Source organism: Phenylobacterium sp. (genome assembly GCF_030697305.1).
Classification (GTDB): domain Bacteria; phylum Pseudomonadota; class Alphaproteobacteria; order Caulobacterales; family Caulobacteraceae; genus Phenylobacterium.
In genome coordinates, this window is record NZ_JAUYQL010000033.1 from 1 (window position 1) to 17,075 (window position 17,075).

Annotated in this window: 17 protein-coding genes; 7 read left to right on the forward strand and 10 right to left on the reverse strand. The window is 66.1% G+C overall.

All coding sequences use genetic code 11. The features are described 5' to 3' along the window. Together Q8R27_RS03520 and Q8R27_RS03525 are read right to left on the reverse strand one after the other, a co-directional pair. Positions 1-369: metallophosphoesterase (locus tag Q8R27_RS03520; RefSeq protein WP_305697708.1), on the reverse strand; the 369-nt coding region annotated here is incomplete at its 3' end. Positions 370-535: 166 nt separating this feature from the next. Continuing rightward, positions 536-904 carry a hypothetical protein gene (locus Q8R27_RS03525; RefSeq protein ID WP_305697709.1) on the reverse strand — a complete coding sequence of 123 codons (369 nt, stop codon included), beginning with the start codon at positions 902-904 and terminating at the stop codon, positions 536-538. 569 nt (positions 905-1,473) lie between these two features. Between Q8R27_RS03525 and recA the strand changes: the two genes are divergently transcribed. Beyond that, a complete protein-coding gene (gene recA / locus Q8R27_RS03530) occupies positions 1,474-2,541 on the forward strand; it encodes a recombinase RecA (RefSeq protein WP_305697710.1) in 1,068 nt (355 codons plus the stop codon). Positions 2,542-2,822: 281 nt separating this feature from the next. Next, a complete protein-coding gene (gene alaS, locus Q8R27_RS03535) occupies positions 2,823-5,471 on the forward strand; it encodes an alanine--tRNA ligase (protein ID WP_305697711.1) in 2,649 nt (882 codons plus the stop codon). A gap of 1 nt (position 5,472) precedes the next feature. On the opposite strand, the gene Q8R27_RS03540 is transcribed toward alaS, so the two are convergent. Together Q8R27_RS03540 and Q8R27_RS03545 are read right to left on the reverse strand one after the other, a co-directional pair. After that, entirely contained in the window at positions 5,473-6,393 is a 921-nt protein-coding gene (locus tag Q8R27_RS03540) for an AEC family transporter (RefSeq protein WP_305697712.1), read from the reverse strand. 25 nt (positions 6,394-6,418) lie between these two features. Next, positions 6,419-7,636, reverse strand: coding sequence for an NADP-dependent isocitrate dehydrogenase (locus Q8R27_RS03545; RefSeq protein WP_305697713.1), 1,218 nt, complete (start codon positions 7,634-7,636; stop codon positions 6,419-6,421). Between the two features lie 155 nt (positions 7,637-7,791). On the opposite strand from Q8R27_RS03545, the gene Q8R27_RS03550 reads away from it, so the two are divergent. From Q8R27_RS03550 to Q8R27_RS03565, 4 genes are all read left to right on the forward strand, one after another. Then, positions 7,792-8,580, forward strand: coding sequence for an RNA methyltransferase (locus Q8R27_RS03550; protein WP_305697714.1), 789 nt, complete (start codon positions 7,792-7,794; stop codon positions 8,578-8,580). Positions 8,581-8,616: 36 nt separating this feature from the next. Then, positions 8,617-9,504 carry a hypothetical protein gene (locus Q8R27_RS03555; RefSeq protein ID WP_305697715.1) on the forward strand — a complete coding sequence of 296 codons (888 nt, stop codon included), beginning with the start codon at positions 8,617-8,619 and terminating at the stop codon, positions 9,502-9,504. Positions 9,505-9,669: 165 nt separating this feature from the next. Continuing rightward, on the forward strand, positions 9,670-10,287 hold the full coding sequence (rpsD, locus tag Q8R27_RS03560) for a 30S ribosomal protein S4 (RefSeq protein ID WP_305598259.1): 618 nt from the start codon (positions 9,670-9,672) through the stop codon (positions 10,285-10,287). Between the two features lie 210 nt (positions 10,288-10,497). Further along, positions 10,498-11,163 carry a sugar transferase gene (locus tag Q8R27_RS03565; RefSeq protein WP_305697716.1) on the forward strand — a complete coding sequence of 222 codons (666 nt, stop codon included), beginning with the start codon at positions 10,498-10,500 and terminating at the stop codon, positions 11,161-11,163. Between the two features lie 10 nt (positions 11,164-11,173). On the opposite strand, the gene Q8R27_RS03570 is transcribed toward Q8R27_RS03565, so the two are convergent. The 6 genes from Q8R27_RS03570 to Q8R27_RS03595 all read right to left on the reverse strand — a co-directional run bounded on the left by Q8R27_RS03570 (position 11,174) and on the right by Q8R27_RS03595 (position 14,942). Continuing rightward, entirely contained in the window at positions 11,174-11,320 is a 147-nt protein-coding gene (locus Q8R27_RS03570) for a hypothetical protein (RefSeq protein WP_305697717.1), read from the reverse strand. 22 nt (positions 11,321-11,342) lie between these two features. Next, positions 11,343-11,540 (reverse strand): hypothetical protein, encoded by a 198-nt coding sequence (locus Q8R27_RS03575; RefSeq protein WP_305697718.1) that lies wholly within the window; start codon positions 11,538-11,540, stop codon positions 11,343-11,345. A 166-nt stretch (positions 11,541-11,706) separates the two neighbouring features. Continuing rightward, the gene (locus tag Q8R27_RS03580) at positions 11,707-11,871 is read right to left on the reverse strand and encodes a hypothetical protein (protein ID WP_305697719.1); all 165 of its coding nucleotides are present in this window, start codon (positions 11,869-11,871) and stop codon (positions 11,707-11,709) included. A gap of 124 nt (positions 11,872-11,995) precedes the next feature. Then, positions 11,996-12,868 carry a surface-adhesin E family protein gene (locus Q8R27_RS03585; RefSeq protein ID WP_305697720.1) on the reverse strand — a complete coding sequence of 291 codons (873 nt, stop codon included), beginning with the start codon at positions 12,866-12,868 and terminating at the stop codon, positions 11,996-11,998. Between the two features lie 70 nt (positions 12,869-12,938). Continuing rightward, entirely contained in the window at positions 12,939-13,130 is a 192-nt protein-coding gene (locus Q8R27_RS03590) for a hypothetical protein (RefSeq protein WP_305697721.1), read from the reverse strand. Positions 13,131-13,340: 210 nt separating this feature from the next. Further along, complete coding sequence (locus Q8R27_RS03595; RefSeq protein WP_305697722.1) at positions 13,341-14,942, reverse strand: hypothetical protein; 1,602 nt, start codon at positions 14,940-14,942, stop codon at positions 13,341-13,343. Between the two features lie 314 nt (positions 14,943-15,256). On the opposite strand from Q8R27_RS03595, the gene Q8R27_RS03600 reads away from it, so the two are divergent. Beyond that, positions 15,257-17,065 (forward strand): glycosyltransferase family 39 protein, encoded by a 1,809-nt coding sequence (locus Q8R27_RS03600; protein ID WP_305697723.1) that lies wholly within the window; start codon positions 15,257-15,259, stop codon positions 17,063-17,065. Positions 17,066-17,075: the final 10 nt, after the last annotated feature.

Below are 17,075 nucleotides of genomic sequence, written 5' to 3' on the forward strand. Positions count from 1 at the left end.
ATGTTCTGGAGTGTCTGCGCCGACCTCGCTCAGGAAGGCCGCGTGTTGATGGCGATTCTTCTCGCCTTTAGGTCCCACGCGCGTCCGAAGGTGATCTCCCTCGATGTCTGCGTGCGGCGTTGCCCAGGCGATCGCATTGAGCTCGTGGTTGCCCATGACGGCTCGAGCGGAGCCGGCATCGATCATCGCGCGGACCAGCTCCAAGGTTCGAAGCTGGCCTGGCCCGCGGTCAATCAGGTCGCCGACGAAGACAGCGGTGCGCGTCGGATGGCGCCAGGCGCCGTTCCGATGGCGATAGCCGAGGTTTTGTAGAAGCGCCTCCAATCGGTCCGCGTGACCGTGGATGTCGCCGATGATGTCTTGGCTCATAGCGCAGCCAGCCTTTCCTCGACCCAGAGCATGGGTCGTCGATCTCATTGTTGTGCGAGAAGAGCCCATTGGGGCGGCGACTTTGGCGCGGCGACCCAGAGGCGTGAGCTATTGATTTCTTATAACGTATGCGGGGGCAAGGGAGAATCTTGCGCGGAAGGCTTACCTACAGCCCCCAGTGCATTGGGCCGCTGCGTCGACCGGAGCTCCCGTAATAGGAACCGCCATAAAGGTACCAGTCCAAGCCATCGAGATGAGCAAGAGCCGTTTCAGGGGTGATCGTCGCGGCGGCGGCTTCAGAAATCAGGCCGCGAGCCCAGCGTCCTGATTGGCTGAACGCCTCATACTCGACGAAGTAACGCAGCCACAGCCGGCGGCACGTGCGACAGCGAAGGAGCCCCACGTCTGCGTAGCGGCCCTCCGTCTCATCACAGCCGCCGCCACCATAACTGTCGAACTGGGTGTATTGGGCCGCCGCCTCCTCGCAGGCGCAGCCCGTGAGGTCCGTCAGCGGCTGTGGTCGTGCATTGACCATGGATACCTCCAAGGGTCCGCGTGTCATCGCGCGACCCGTCCGTGTTCGCCCCGACGTGAGGCGATGTGATTTGGGGAGAGGCCGACGGGTCGCGTTGATCACGCTGCGTTCCGAAGGCCTTGAGCTATTGATTTCTTATAATCACTGCACGGGCAAGCCGTAAATTTCCCGACCGGGGGACGCTGCTGTCGGCGGCCGGAGGGAGCAAGAGGTTTCCCAATCGGTTTCCCTATCGTCCTGCGATTGAGAAACCTCGCGGAAGATTGTCCTGTAGATTCAACAGCGGCTGTGTCATCGCGATTGGGAAACCACGTGCCCAAGCCAGGAGAAACCACGCCGGTGTATGTCGTTGGTTTCGTTCCTAAGTCCGCACGTCCGTTGACAGAACCTATGCGCCGTCGGTGCCAGTTCGTATGAGCGGCGCCAACTGCACCCGGCTATTTCTGAAAAAGAACATCTTGCGAACTTGGAACAAAGCCAGTACGCATTGGTCTTCGGCGAGCGGCGCTAAGAGGCAACGCGGAATGGCCGCCGGGGTTTGCGGAATCGTGGGATAAGGAGCGCTTGGGATGGGTCAGTCGGCTTTGAAACTCGTGGCGAAAGAAGACGGAGATAAGCAGCGGGCCCTCGAGGCCGCGCTGGCGCAGATCGATCGCGCCTTCGGCAAGGGCTCGGTGATGAAGCTGGGCGAGAAGGGCAAGGTCGTCGAGATCGAGTCCGTCTCCACCGGCTCGCTGGGCCTGGACCTGGCGCTGGGCATCGGCGGCTTACCGAAGGGCCGCGTGGTGGAGATCTACGGGCCGGAAAGCTCGGGCAAGACGACGCTGGCCCTGCATGTGGTGGCCGAGATCCAGAAAGCCGGCGGCACCGCGGCCTTCGTCGACGCCGAACATGCGCTGGATCCCTCCTACGCCCACAAGCTGGGGGTCAACCTGGACGACCTGCTGGTCTCTCAGCCCGACACCGGCGAACAGGCCCTGGAGATCACCGACACCCTGGTGCGCTCGGGCGCGGTGGACATCGTGGTGATCGACTCGGTGGCCGCTCTGACGCCGCGCGCCGAAATCGAAGGCGAGATGGGCGACAGCCTGCCGGGCTTGCAGGCGCGTCTGATGAGCCAGGCGCTGCGCAAGCTCACCGGCTCGATCTCCAAGACCAACACCCTGGTGATCTTCATCAACCAGATCCGCATGAAGATCGGGGTGATGTACGGCTCGCCGGAGACCACCACAGGCGGCAATGCGCTGAAGTTCTACGCCTCGGTGCGCCTGGACATCCGCCGCACCGGCTCGGTGAAGATCCGCGACGAGATCGTCGGCAACAACGTCCGCGTGAAGGTGGTGAAGAACAAGGTCGCCCCGCCGTTCCGCGAGGTCGAGTTCGACATCATGTATGGCGAGGGGATCTCCAAGCTGGGCGAGATCATCGACCTGGGCGTCAAGGCCGGCGTGATCGACAAGTCCGGCTCCTGGTTCTCGTTCAACAGCCAGCGGATCGGCCAGGGGCGCGACAACGTGCGCGAGTTCCTGAAGGCCAACAAGGATATCGCCGCCGAGATCGAGACCGCGGTGCGCGCCTCTTCCACCAAGATCGAGGAAGAGTTGCTGGTTGGCCGCCCGGAAACCGAAGAGGAATAGGGCTTACCCGACGCTCAGGCTCCCCGACGCTCAGGCGTCGCGCCCGAAGGCTTTCGGCGATCCCCGCAAACCCCGCCGCCGGGGCCTTCCACTTCGCCACGCGACGCCTGTTCATCGGACAGGGCGCCGGAGCCAGATCGGCCCCGGCGCCCTTTTTCTTTGCCGCCGTCGCCAAGGCTAGTAAACGAGCCGGGTCCCTTTGGTGTGCGGCGCAACACGCGCCGACGCGCCAACGCCTTCCACGTCCCAATCTCTGCGTTCCAGACTTCGACGAAAGCGCCATGCCGAGCCTCAACGAGATCCGCGCCACCTTCCTCGACTATTTCGCCAAGAACGACCACCTGGCTGTCGCGTCTGCGCCTCTGGTGCCGCAGAACGACCCGACTCTGCTGTTCGTCAACGCCGGCATGGTGCCGTTCAAGAACTACTTCACCGGCGCCGAGAGCCCGCCGGCCCCGCGCGCCACCTCCTCCCAGAAGTGCGTACGCGCCGGCGGCAAGCACAACGACCTGGACAATGTCGGCTACACCGCGCGCCACCACACCTTCTTCGAGATGCTCGGCAATTTCTCGTTCGGCGACTACTTCAAGGAACGCGCGATCGAGCACGCCTGGACCCTGCTGACGCGCGAGTTCAAGATCCCGGCCGAGCGCCTGCTGGTCACCGTCTACGCCACCGACGACGAGGCGCACGCGCTGTGGAAGAAGATCGCCGGCCTGCCGGACGAGAAGATCATCCGCATCGCCACCTCCGACAACTTCTGGTCGATGGGCGACACCGGCCCCTGCGGCCCGTGCTCGGAGATCTTCTACGACCACGGCGACCACATCGCGGGCGGGCCTCCTGGCAGCCCGGATGAGGACGGCGATCGGTTCGTGGAGATCTGGAACCTGGTGTTCATGCAGTACGAGCAGTTCGCCGACGGCTTACGCGCGGACCTCCCCAGGCCGTCGATCGACACCGGCATGGGCCTGGAGCGGGTCGCGGCCGTGCTGCAGGGCGTGCACGACAACTATGACATCGACCTGTTCCGCGCGCTGATCGCCGCCTCCAAGGCGCTCACTGGCCCGGGCGACGCGGCCAGCGAACCCTCGCACCGGGTGATCGCCGATCACCTGCGCTCGTCCAGTTTCCTGATCGCCGACGGGGTGACGCCGTCGAACGAAGGCCGCGGCTACGTGTTGCGGCGGATCATGCGCCGGGCCATGCGCCACGCCCATCTGCTGGGCGCGCAGGACCCGCTGATGCACCGCCTGGTTCCGGCGCTCGTCGAACAGATGGGCGCGGCCTATCCGGAGCTGCGCCGCGCCGAGGCGGCGATCATCGACACCCTGCGCCAGGAGGAGGAACGCTTCCGCCGCACGCTGGGCCGCGGCTCCGCCCTGCTCGAGGAGGCCGCCGCGGGCCTTGGCGAAGGCGCCGTCATCCCGGGCGAGGTCGCCTTCAAGCTCTACGACACCTACGGCTTCCCCCTCGACCTGACGCAGGACGCGGTGCGCTCGCGCGGCATCACTGTCGACGTCGAGGGCTTCGAGGTCGCCATGAACCGCCAACGCGAGCAGGCCCGCGAGGCCTGGACCGGCTCCGGGCAGGTCGCCCAGGCCAGCGAATGGTTCGCGCTGCGCGATCGCCTCGGCCCCAGCGACTTCATCGGCTACGAAGCCTCGGAGGCGACGGCTGAGGTGCTGAGCCTGGTCGCCGACGGCGTCGAGGTCGATCAGGCCTCCGCCGGCCAGACCGTCCAGGCGCTGTTCGACCGCACTCCTTTCTATGCCGAGAGCGGCGGCCAGGCCGGCGACGCGGGCGAAGTCGAATGGACCGGGGGCGTCGCGCGCGTGCTCGACACCCAGAAGCAGGCCGGCGACCTCTTCGCCCACAAGCTGGAAGTCGTCTCGGGCGTGCTGAAGCCCGGCGAGCGCGTGCGCCTGGCTGTGGCCGCCGACGCGCGCGCCGCCACCCGCTCCAACCACTCCGCCACCCACCTTCTGCACGCGGCGCTACGCAATGTGCTCGGCCCGCATGTCTCGCAGAAGGGCCAGATGGTCGACGGCGAGCGCATCCGCTTCGACTTCTCCCACGGTCAGCCGCTGACAGCCGACGAGATCGACCGCATCGAGGCCGAGGTGAACGCGGTGATTCGCCAGAACCTGCCCGCCGACCTGCAGGTGATGGCGCCGCAAGCCGCCATCGAAGCCGGCGCCATGGCCCTGTTCGGCGAGAAGTACGGCGACAGCGTGCGCGTACTGGCGCTCGGCCGCGCGCTGGACGGCGAGGGCGCCTATTCGGTCGAGCTGTGCGGCGGCACCCACGTGGCGCGCACCGGCGACATCGCCCTCTTCAAGATCGTCTCCGAGCAGGGCGTCGCGGCCGGCGTGCGTCGCATCGAGGCGCTGACTGGCGAGGCGGCGCGGCGCTGGCTGCTGGAGCAGGCCGGCGTATCGCGCACGCTCGCCGAGCAGTTCAAGATCCCGGTCAGTGAAGTCGCCGCGCGCGTCGAGTCGCTGGAGGCCCAGCGCCGGCGCCTGGAGAAGGACCTGGCCGACGCCAAGCGCCAACTGGCCATGGGCGGTGGTTCGGGCGGGTCGGCGCCCGCCGAGGCCGAGGACATCGGCGGGGTCATGATCCTGGCCCGGGTCATGGAGGGCGTCGGCGGCAAGGACCTGCGCCCCATCGCCGAGGCCTTCAAAAAGCAAGTGCCCGACGGCGTCATCGCCCTGGTGGGCGTCGCCGAGGGCAAGGGCGCGGTGACCGTCGCGGTCACCGGCGCGGCGCAAAGCAAGTTCAGCGCCGTCGAACTCGCCAAGGCCGCGGTCACAGCCATGGGCGGCCAGGGCGCGGGCGGGCGACCCGACTTCGCCCAGGGCGGCGCCCCCGACGGCTCTAAGGCGGCCGAGGGCCTGGCCGCAGTGAAGGCCGCGCTCGCCGGCTAGATCAGAACGAGATCAGCCAGACGATCAGCGGCAGGGTCAGGGCGCTGGCGGCCGTACCCAGGATCACCGCCTGGGACGCGCCACGGGCGAAGACGTCCAGGCTGCGGGTCTGGATGAAGACGTTCACCGCCGTGGGACATGCGGCGAGCAGGGTGGCGGTGGCGCGCAGGTCCGGGCGCAGGCCCAGCAGGCCCAGGAGCGTCCAGGTCAGCAGCGGGGCTGCGACCAACTTCAGCGCGAGGGTCAGCGCCAACGGCGCGAACTCGCCAGAGCGCGGGATCACCGGCTCGCGGCCCATCAACCCGCCCAGCGCGAGCAGGGCGACGGGACTGGCTCCGACGGCGATCCACGACAGCGGCAGGTCGATGGCCCGCGGCAGTTCGATGTGGCCCAACGAGAGCCAGAGCCCCACGACGCCGCCGGCGACAGTCGGATTGAACAGCACGCGCGCGATCAGGCGCGGTATCGAGCCGCCCGGCCGCGCACTTTGCAACGTGGCGACAGCGAGCGTCAGCAGGATCACGAAGTCGGCGGTGAGCAGGGCGGTGGCGGGGCCGCGCTGAGCCTCGCCGAACAGCGACACTGCCAGAGGCACGCCGAAGAAGCCGGTGTTGCCCATGGAGGCGGCCATCGGCATGCCGGCGCGCACCTGGGCGTCGAAGCCCATTGCCCGGGCAATCAGGATCGCCACACCGAGGATCGAGCACATGCAAACGGCGTAAGCGCCCAGGGCCATGCCCAGGCTGGGGTCGGGCGGCGCGCTATGGCCCAGCCCGTGCAGCAGCATTAGCGGAAAGCCGATCCAATAGGTGAAGGCGACCAGGCGGCGCACGCCGGTGTCGCCCAGCCAACCCAACCGTCCCAGGATCATGCCCACGACGATCGGAATCAGCAGCGGCGCCGCGGCCTGGAGCAGATTCACCGTCCAGGCCGCCGCGCAGAAGCCATCAGGCCTTGGCCAGCGCCAGCTCGAGGTTGGCGGCGACCTTGTCGATAAAGCCCTCAGTCGTCAGCCAGCCCTGTTGATCGCCCACCAGTAGCGCCAGGTCCTTGGTCATCGAACCGGCTTCGACAGTGGAGACGCAGACTTCCTCGAGTACGGTGGCGAAGCGTTCCAGTTCGGCGTTGCCGTCCAGCTTGGCGCGGTGTTGCAGGCCGCGGGTCCAGGCGAAGATCGAGGCGATCGAGTTGGTCGAAGTCGCCTCGCCGCGCTCGTGCTGACGGAAGTGGCGCGTGACGGTGCCGTGGGCGGCTTCCGCCTCCATGATCTTGCCGTCGGGAGTGAGCAGCACCGAGGTCATCAGGCCCAGCGAACCGAAGCCCTGCGCCACGGTGTCCGACTGCACGTCGCCGTCGTAGTTCTTGCAGGCCCAGACGAAGCCGCCGGACCACTTCAGCGCCGCGGCCACCATGTCGTCGATCAGGCGGTGTTCGTAGACGATGTTCGCCGCCTTGAAGCGGCCCTCGTACTCCGCGGCGAAGACCTCGGCGAAGATGTCCTTGAAGCGCCCGTCATAGGCCTTGAGGATGGTGTTCTTCGTCGACAGATACAGCGGGTACTTTCGCGCCAGCGCGAAGGCGAAGCAGGCGTGGGCGAAATCGCGGATCGAGTCGTCCAGGTTGAACATGCCCATGGTCACGCCGGGGCCCTTGAAGTCGAACACCTCGCGTTCGATCTTCTCGCCGTTGGCGCCGCTCCAGGTCATCGTCACCTTGCCGGCGCCGGGCACCACGAAGTCCTGGGCGCGGTACTGGTCGCCATAGGCGTGGCGGCCGATGATGATCGGCTGGTTCCAGCCGGGCACCAGGCGGGGGACGTTCTCGCAGATGATCGGCTCGCGAAACACCACGCCGCCCAGGATGTTGCGGATCGTCCCGTTGGGCGAGCGCCACATCGACTTCAGCTTGAATTCTTCGACGCGGGCCTCGTCGGGGGTGATGGTGGCGCACTTGACGCCGACGCCGTGGCGCTTGATCGCCTCGGCCGCATCGATCGTCACCTGGTCGTCGGTGGCGTCGCGGTGCTCGATGCCCAGGTCGTAGTAGTCCAGCTTGATGTCCAGGTAGGGGAAGATCAGCTTGTCCTTGATCCACTTCCAGATGATGCGGGTCATTTCGTCGCCGTCGATATCGACGACGGGGTTGGCGACTTTGATCTTGGCCATCTGGGGCAGCGCTCCGGAGCGGTTCGAAACAGGTTGCCGGGCCGTATACCGGGCCGCGCCAGCCGACGCAAAGGCCAAGGGGTCCGTAACGTCAGCGAGGCAGTTGCTACAGGCGGCGCTTGCGCTGCACCTGCCCGGGGGATGAAAACGCCCTGATGGCCGATACTGATCGTTTTCCTCCCTGCGTGATCCTCAGCATGCCGCAGCTTGCCGAGAACATCGGCGCCGCCGCGCGCGTGATGGCCAACTTCGGCCTGAGCGATCTTCGGCTGGTCAATCCGCGCGACGGCTGGCCTCAGCCTCGCGCCTGGGCGTCTGCGTCCGGCGCCGACTGGCCGCTGGACGCAGCCAAAGCGCACCAGCGCCTGCAGGCGGCGATCGCCGACCTGCACGTGGTCTACGCCACCACCGCGCGGCCCAGGGAGGTGCAGCTGCCGATCCTCACGCCTCGCGAGGCGGCCGCGAAGCTGGCGGCGGCGTCGCGCCAGGGACTGCGCACCGGCCTCTTGTTCGGCGGCGAGCGCGCCGGGCTGGAGACCGCCGACATCGCGCTCTGCCAGGCGGTGATCACCATTCCGGTCGATCCGCGATTCTCGTCGCTGAACCTCGCCCAGGCCGTAGCGCTGAACGCCTACGAGTGGCGCATGACCCAGGACGCCACGGCGCCCGCCAAGTTCCGCGACGGCGCGCCGCCGGCCGAGCAGGCGGCGATGATCGGGCTCTACGAGCATCTTGAGGCCGAACTGGAGGCCGGCGGCTTCTTCCATCCGCCGGAGAAAAAGCCATCGATGGTGCAGAACCTGCGCTCGGCGCTCGCCCGCGCCCAGCTCAACGACCAGGAGGTGCGCACCTTCCGCGGCGTGGTGACGGCGTTGTCCAAGGGGCGTGGCCGGGTGCTGGAGAAACTCGCCCGCCGCGCAGCGAAACCGGAGATCGGCGAATGAACCTGCGCGCGACCGCTTCCCGCGGGACGCCTTAGGGTGCGCAAGCCCGGCGTCGGTCATCATCGCCTGGACGCCCGCGACGCGGTCAACGGCGAAGCCGTGCCGGTGCGCCTGTTCTATCCCACGTTCGCCATCGCCCGGCCCACAGACCTCGGCCCCTATCCCATGCTGCTTGCCGCCGACGCGCCGGTGGAGGGCACCGGCCTGCCTTTGGTGGCGATCTCCCACGGCGGCGGCGGCTCGGCGGCGACCCACCGCGACCTGGCCGCCCATCTGGCCAGCGCCGGCTTCGTCGCAGCCCTGGTGGAGCATCCGGGCAACAACCGCGACGACAACCGCCTGGCCCACACCGCACAGGTGCTGGAGAACCGGCCGCGCCATATCCGGGCTGCGATCGACGCGGCGTTCGCCGATCCGATCGTCGGCCAAAGACTGGCCGCCGCTGTCGGCGTGATCGGCCACTCCCTGGGCGGCTACACAGCGCTGGCGATGGCCGGCGGCAAGCCGACCGCCTTCGACCACGAGACCCCGGACGGCAAGCAGGCCGTCGTGCCGGTGACGCCCGACCCGCGCGTCAAAGCGCTTGTGCTGCTGGCTCCGGCCGTCGCCTGGTTCGCCGCCGAGGGTGCGCTGGCGGAGGTTTCCATTCCGGTGCTGATGCTCACCGGCGAGAAGGACCTGAGCACCCCGCAGATCCACGGCCGCATCGTCGCGCGCGGCCTGCGGCGCGGCTTGCTCGAGCATCGCGAGGTGGCCGGCGCCGGGCATTTCGCGTTCCAGAGCCCGTTTCCCCCGGCCATGCGCCGTCCGGGCTTCCTGCCGGCGCAGGATCCGGAAGGGTTCGACCGCGCCGCATTCCACGAGCAGATGAACGCCGACATCGAGGCGTTCCTGCGCCGCACGCTGGCGCCCGGCGCTGGGTGAAACGCTTGACTTGAGGGGGAGGGGTGAGCATACACCGCCCCTTTCCGCCGCCGGGTCTCCCGCGCGGTCGCGAAATCTATGACGGGTGATCCGAGACCGCCGTTGAGATCGCGCCTCCAGCTTCGGAGTGCGCCGGTCCGGATCGACAGAAGAGAAGTGTAACTCATGTCGAAGCGCCACTCGGCGAAATACAAACTCGACCGGCGGATGGGCGAGAACATCTGGGGTCGCCCAAAGTCCCCGATCAACTCCCGCGCCTACGGTCCCGGCCAGCATGGCCAGCGCCGCAAGCAGAAGGTTTCCGATTTCGGCCTGCAGCTCCGCGCCAAGCAGAAGCTGAAGGGCTATTACGGCAATCTCACCGAAAAGCAGTTCAGCCGCATCTATCAGGAGGCGTCGCGCCGCAAGGGCAACACGTCCGAGAACCTGATCGCGCTGCTGGAATCGCGCCTGGACGCCATCGTCTATCGCGCCAAGTTCGTCCCCACGCCGTTCGCGGCGCGCCAATTCGTCAACCACGGCCACGTGCTCGTGAACGGCCAGCGGGTGAACATCCCGTCGTATCGCTGCAAGGCGGAGGACGTGATCACCGTGCGCGAGCGTTCGCGCAACATGGCCCTGGTGCTCGAAGCCCTGCAGTCGGGCGAGCGCGAGACGCCGGATTACATCGAAGTCGACACCAAGGGCATGACCGCCCGCTTCGTGCGTGCGCCGGAGCTGGCCGAGGTGCCCTATCCGGTGAAGATGGAGCCGAACCTGGTCATCGAATTCTACGCGTCCTAGAAAACGCCGACATCCCAAAGCGTTGTGAGACAAGGCCCCGGCGTCCGCGCCGGGGCCTTTTTCGTGTTCGCAGCACGGCTTCAGGCGTGATCACAGATGTGTGAGACGGCTTAAATAAATAAACCCGCGCGCCGCACCGAACCCCTCGGCTCTGGTCAAGGTTAACGCGCCCGTAGGGAACGGGCCGGCTCGCCAAGAGCCGAAAGCACAATGACCGAACTGACGTTCGCCGCCGATGTGACGCGCGCGCCGCGCTCGCGGTCGCGACGGCTGACGTCTGGGGATATGGCCAACGCCCTGCTGGCGCTGTTGGTGTTGCTGTTCGTTGCGCCGATGATGGTCGCCATCGCGCTGTCGATCCGCGCGCAGGACGGCGGACCGGCGCTATTTCGCCAACGCCGCGTCGGCCGCGACGGGCGGGTGTTCGAATGCCTGAAGTTCCGAACCATGGTCGTCGATTCCGAGACCATGCTCGCCCACCGTCTGGCGACCGATCCGCAGGCGCGCGAGGAGTGGGCGCGCATCCGCAAGCTGCGCGACGATCCGCGCGTGACGCCCGCCGGCCGGTTTCTGCGCCGCGCCAGCCTCGACGAGCTGCCGCAACTGATCAACATCCTGCGCGGCGACATGCGTCTGGTGGGCCCCCGGCCGATCATGGAGGAGGAGATTTCCCTCTACGGCGTGCACTTCCGCCACTACTGCGCCGTCCGCCCCGGCATGACCGGCCTTTGGCAGGTGAGCGGGCGCAACCAGCTCAGCTTCCGCCGTCGTGTGGTGATGGACGTGGCCTATGTGCGGCGCCGCCGGCTGGCGCTGGACTTGAAGATACTGGCGAGGACCCTGCCGGTGGTGTTCCTGCAGCGCGGTTCGAGCTGAGCGCTCCGGCTCAACCCTGGAAGTAGCCGCTCCAGCCCCGATCCCGCCGCCCGCCCAGCCGCCGCCACACCCGCTTGGCGCTGCGGCCCAGCCCCGGCCCGGTGATCGCGCCCAGGCCATAGACGAGCGCAAGTTCGACGATCAGCAGGTTCAGCAAGGTCAGACTCTTCTTCGGCGTCTCAGCGAGTGCGGCGTGTGAAGAGCTCGCCGACGCCGGCCCGGGCGAGCGCGCGAAGCGAGCCGTCGATCGCCTCAACGGCGGCGGCCCTGGCCTGTTCAAGCCCGGTGGCCACTGTGTCGCCGGCCGCGTTGGTGATGCGCCATGACCATCCCGCGCCCTGACGGCGCAGCGCGTAGGCCAGGCTTGGCTGATCCATGATCGACTTCTCCGTCGCCAGCCGACCCGGCCTTGGCGCATCTGGACCAAGGGTCCAGATGGCCCCGCCCATGCGCCATACGCAGAAAGAAACTGGCTTCAGCATTCACGGGGCGTCATGCGCTCAGCGCAAGCACACGCACGCAACGGGAGAATACTCGAGACGTCTAAAGAAGGACCCGGGCGATCTGCAGGACCGCCGCCCACACAGCAACATTGAGCGCGAGCGCCAGCAGCAACCGCCAGTTCAGGCGATTGTGTTCGACCCCGTCGTCCTTACGCGTGATCATCGCGCGCGGGATTGTCGTCGCTTCGTAGCGGAGGGAGACCATGTGAGCCTTTCCCCTTTTACAAACCCGTCGCCGGTCGCTGGTTCCGTATCGCGCCTACGGTAGGACGCCGGAAGCTAAGAGAACCTTAAGCGCGTGCTAACCACGCTATGACGCAAACCGCGCTTTATCGTGTCGCGCGCTCCTTCACGAAACAGGCCTGTCCCTTGGCGGACAGAACCGAGCACAGGCTCACCGCCTGGCCACGTGAGGCGAAGCCGTAGAGCAGGGCGCGATAGACGGGCTTTCCGCCCACCGTGGCCTCTTCGACGGTGTCCAGCAGGCCCGTAGTCTGCACGGCGAAGGCGCGCCGGATCTTGGTGATCGACTGTCGCGCCTGGACTGCTGAGCCGGAGGCGCTGAGCTGCACCGCGCTGGGGCTATTTCCCGTGCGTGGCTTCACAGCCACGGGGGCTGGCGGCTTGGCGGCGGGGGACTTGGCTTTTGCGCCCGGGGGGGCTGGCGCTGCGGCGACCGCCGCCGGCTTGGTCTTGGTGCGCGGCAGGCCGGCCAGCGGGCGGCGGAAATTCGGATCGCAGACCGCCTGGATCACGCTGTGCAGCCGCGTGCCGGCCGCCGGGCTCACCCATTCGCCGGACTCGCTGCCTTCGCGCCCGGCGCCGCGGAGGTTGCGTTGAGGATAGTTGGTGATCGTCGTCGCCCGGCTGCGGCGACCGGCGCAGTCGACCTGCACGTCCGCCGACCAGGACAGATAGCCGCCCTCGGACGCGGTTTCGGCGTCGATCACCTCGGAGCGGATGTGGACGTCGAACAGCCCTGCGCCTGCCGACACTGGCAGGGCCACGGAGCGAAGGCCGATGACGCTGGTGCGCCCGATCGACACCACGGCGGCTGGCGCCAGGTCGGTATTGGCCACCAGCCAGACGGCGAGGGATTCAGCGTCCGACGCGGGCGGGAAACTTGCCGCCGGTTGGGCGAACGCGGCCTGCGCCGCGGCCAGGCCGCAGATCACCGCCGCAGCGATTGTCCGGGCTTTCACCGTGATGCTCTCCGCAGTTGGGTGAATGCGACGCCGACCATGATCCGATTCGCCGCGAGAGGCGGCGGCCTCAGCCGCGCCGGCGCCGCGCCCGGTCCTGGTCGGGCGAGCGCGTTCCCAGGTGATGATAGGTGCTCCAGGATTCCGGACGTTCGCCGCGTATGCTGCGCCAGACCCGACGCACCGCGCGCCACAGCCCGGGGCCGGTCATGCCGCCCAACAGATAGGCGAGCGCCAGTGCGCTCAGCAGCATCATCGACATGGAGCGCCACGCCCAGCAGGGCCAGCGTCTGGGCGCCGGGTCGCCATCTCCATCGAAACTCCAAGGGCCGCACGCTTCGCCAACCAAAACCCGCTACGCCGCCCGAGGCCTAGAACAGGGCGTGACGCCAGGAGTTCCCGCACTGCGAAATGAAAATTGCTGCGTGTGCGTTGTGTTACACTAGCGCCGCCGATTTAGGCAGAAGTTACCTTACTTAGGCTTGGACCCCACGCACCGCCACACCGAAAAATAGCGGCGAGACTCGACGATGCGATGGGTCTCCACGAAGCGTTGCTGGTCCGCCATCGGGAAAGCGGGCTTGCGCGTGAAATAGTTGATCCAGGAAAACGGTCTTCCCTGCGCAGGCAGCACCCAATACGGAATCGTGCAATTCGAAAGCAGGGGCTCATCTTGCGGCATGACGCCAGCGGCGTTCAGGTCGGACCACCCGCCGATGTCAAAGCGAAACCGGGCGCCGGCCAACGCCGCGCCTACGCGGGCGCTCATGTCCGAAAGGTGCGCGCTGTCTGTGGGGCCGAACTCCGCCGACGGATAAGCGTGATGCAGCGAGGCTGCTTCAGCAAGCTTCGCGCGAGCCAGTTCGCGGCCGTGCCACATGTCGACAATCTCCTTACCGAGCAGAGCAGCAGGCGCCACGGCGACCGCCAGCGCGACCGGAAGCAAAAATCGCGCGCTAGCGCGTTCTGAAGTCTTGCCGGGCAGGGAGACGCACATCTGCAGCCAGACAGGAATGAACGGCGCCAGATGGTGCGGGCCTGCACCTGGTGCGGCGCCGATGAAACAAACCAACGCCACTGAGATCGCGGTGATCGTGAGTGCGCCAATCCAACCCGCGCGCCTTTCCCTCGGCAGTTCCGCTATCCGCAGGGCGAACGGGAGGGCCAGGACAATGGCGTAGGGAATATTCTCGAAGAAGAGCTGAGACGGAACGACGCCGACCGAGCCCGCCATCAGGAAGTAGTGGAGCCAATCGGAGAACCGACCCCAGTCAAAGTGGAACGTCAGCGCCACGCCGAAGAGGAAAGTCAACAAGGCGGCCAAGATCAGCGCCGGTGCTCGGCGCCATACACCTGGCTCGACGAAGCATTGGACGGCGATCAGAGGTGCGAAATAGGCGACCGCATGTGCCTTCATCCCAAACGCCAACGCGGCGAGGAATCCAATCGCCGAGACGGCGGCGATGCCTCGAAGCTTCGCCGCGATGAGCGCGGCGGTCGCGACAAATAGGAATAGGAACGGATCGGACTTGCTGATGAAGCCGTAGAAGGCCTCAGCCGTGAAGCAGAGCAGGTAAAAGGACAGGAGACGGCCACGATCGCTGGCCACACTCGTTCGGGCGATGGCGACGAGCAGGCCCACTGCCGCAAAACAAGCCAGTCCCTGTCCGAGCTTGGCCGCGAGGACAGTTTTCGAAAACAACAACGGGATGCCCACGACATCGTTTAGGAAGGGGCCATACATCAAGCCGTATGAACCTTGAGATCGCTCCCATCTTGGGTGGGGTGGCATGCCGGAGAGATTGTTAAGCGCAGTTACGACAATTGTTGGGTCGGCTGATGGTTCATAATACTGCGGTAAAATGAGGAATACTGTCGCGTAGAACAATTGCAAGGTTAGCAGAAATATCACAGAAACATTTAAAAATATCTCAGATGATTTAGTTTCCAACGCAGTGACTGTAATTTTTCGAAAAGCTATGAATATAGTCATCATTATTAAGAATGTTGGTCCACGTAAATCAAGAAACAGATGTCGCATATACACGGATATGGGGACATCGAACTGATCCATGGTGATCCAATCTTAGAGGCGTTTGCTGATCGATCTTGCGATTGCAGCGGTTAATACGCCACAGCCGAGCAGGGTGAAACCTAGGGGGAGGTGGTCCATGAGCCCGAGAATTCGCGAATCGAGACGTTGAGCAAGGTGCGCTCGCTCGAGCGCGTCAAGTAGGCTCCACGAAGTCCATTCGCCTGTATATGTCAGATGAGAAATCTGATGTGCTAAGATCCCGGCTCCGAGATAGCTGAGGAAGAGTAACCCCACGGCTGCGATCAGGTGAATGAAAATCCTCATATTCGGGACACTTCTCCATCACTGTCAGTTTGCACGGCAATCCATATACCATCAGTCCACACTGGCATTACGATGCCTTCACGCTTTCCGGGCTAATTTTCCCCCTCGTCATTTCGTCGGCCAGGGCAGCCATGAACCGTTCGCATTGTTGGGCCTTAAGCCTCGTTTTCGGGGTAGGCGGGCTAGCCGCCGTTGGCCAAGCCTTCACGCCGATCGCGGAGTTCGTGCATCGCGGGGACGATGCTTACTACTATTTCAAGGTCGCGGTTAACTACGCCCGCCTTGGGTTCTGGTCGTTCGACGGGCTCGAGCCGACGAACGGGGTGCAGCCGCTGTGGGCGCTTCTACTCAGCGGCCTCGCTGTCGTTTCGTCCTGGGTGGGCGTGACGGACGTCGCCACCCTGGCGCGACTGTTCGTGTTGCTGGCCGCCCTGGTCCATGTCGCCGGCGCTGTCTTGTTGTATCGCCTTCTCGCCAAACAGGTCTCGTTCCTCACGGGTCTGGCGGCCGCGGGCGCGTGGCTGTTTGCGCCAAGTTTCGTCTGGGGCCGGTTGTGGGGGATGGAGTCACCGCTCCTTGCGCTGATGTTGATCGCGGCGCTGGGCTACCACCAGCTTCACGTCCGGAATGGCGGGTCGCTGAGGAACGCCGCGATCCTCGGCGTCTTACTCGGGCTCGTATGTCTCAGCCGGCTGAACGCGGGATTGTTCATTCCCGTGCTTCTGGCGGCTCATCTGCTCGACCGTCACGCGGGAAGCTTCGCGACCCGGTTTCGCCAAGCCTTCGTTGCGGGCTTGGCTGCTTCTGCGGTCGTGGCGCCGTATCTGGCGTGGAATGTGGCGACCACCGGTGCGCTGCTCCCGGTGAGCGGTGTGGTGAAGACCCTTGGGGTGCAGGCGCAACTGGCCCAGTGGGCCGGCGGCGAGCCGGCAGGGCTCGGCAAGCGTGCGTCGTTCATCTTCTACCACTGGCGAGAGGCGTTGCGGTGGTTCGTCACCTCGCGCCTGCTGGACGGCTTCTGGATCACTGGCCTGCGGCTGTTCCGCGAAGGCGCGACGTCGTGGGCTCCCGCATTCGCTGTGGTGGCGCTCGCCCTGGGCGGTCCTGCGCTCCTGGGTCGCCCGATCGAGTGGCTGCGCTTCCTCGGCGCGCGGATCGTACGGATGGCGCCGTTCTGGCCCGTGGCGGCGTTCGCGATCATCGACGCCATGGTCTCGGTCGGCGTTTATCCGACGCAGGTCTATGCGATCACCCGCTGGTGGTTGGTGTCGGCCGAAATCTGCCTGATCGTCACGGGCGCGCTGCTCGCGGCCGCTGCGATCGAATATTCCGCCGCCCGGGTCGGCCCAAAGCTGCCGGGCGGCCTGTTGGCGCGCGGTGGTCTAGTCGCGCTGGCCCTGCTGATCGTCGCGCACGCCTGGCAGCACGCCCACTACTTTTGGACGGGCGCGCAGGTCCGCCGCGACTGGAACCTCTCCTGGAACGACGAGAGCTACAGGGCCGCGCAGTGGATCAACGCCAATCTTTCAAAGGATGCGATCGTCGGGTCGTGGAACGCGGGCGTCGTCGGCTTCTACGCCCAGCGGCGCGTGGTGAACCTGGACGGCCTGATCAATAACGCGGCGCTGGTGCCCTTCCTCAAAGACGATCGCACGGACCTCTATATCCTCGATCGCAAGATCCAGTACCTAAGCGACCTCGATGGCCATGGGTTCATCGCGCGGAAGGTCGCGCATCGGCTGAAGCTGACGCCGGTCTACCGCCACCATTCGACGTTCATGCACGCCGATTACGTCATCTACCGCGTCGACGGGCCGGCGGAGCCCGGACCGCGCTAGGCGTCTGGAT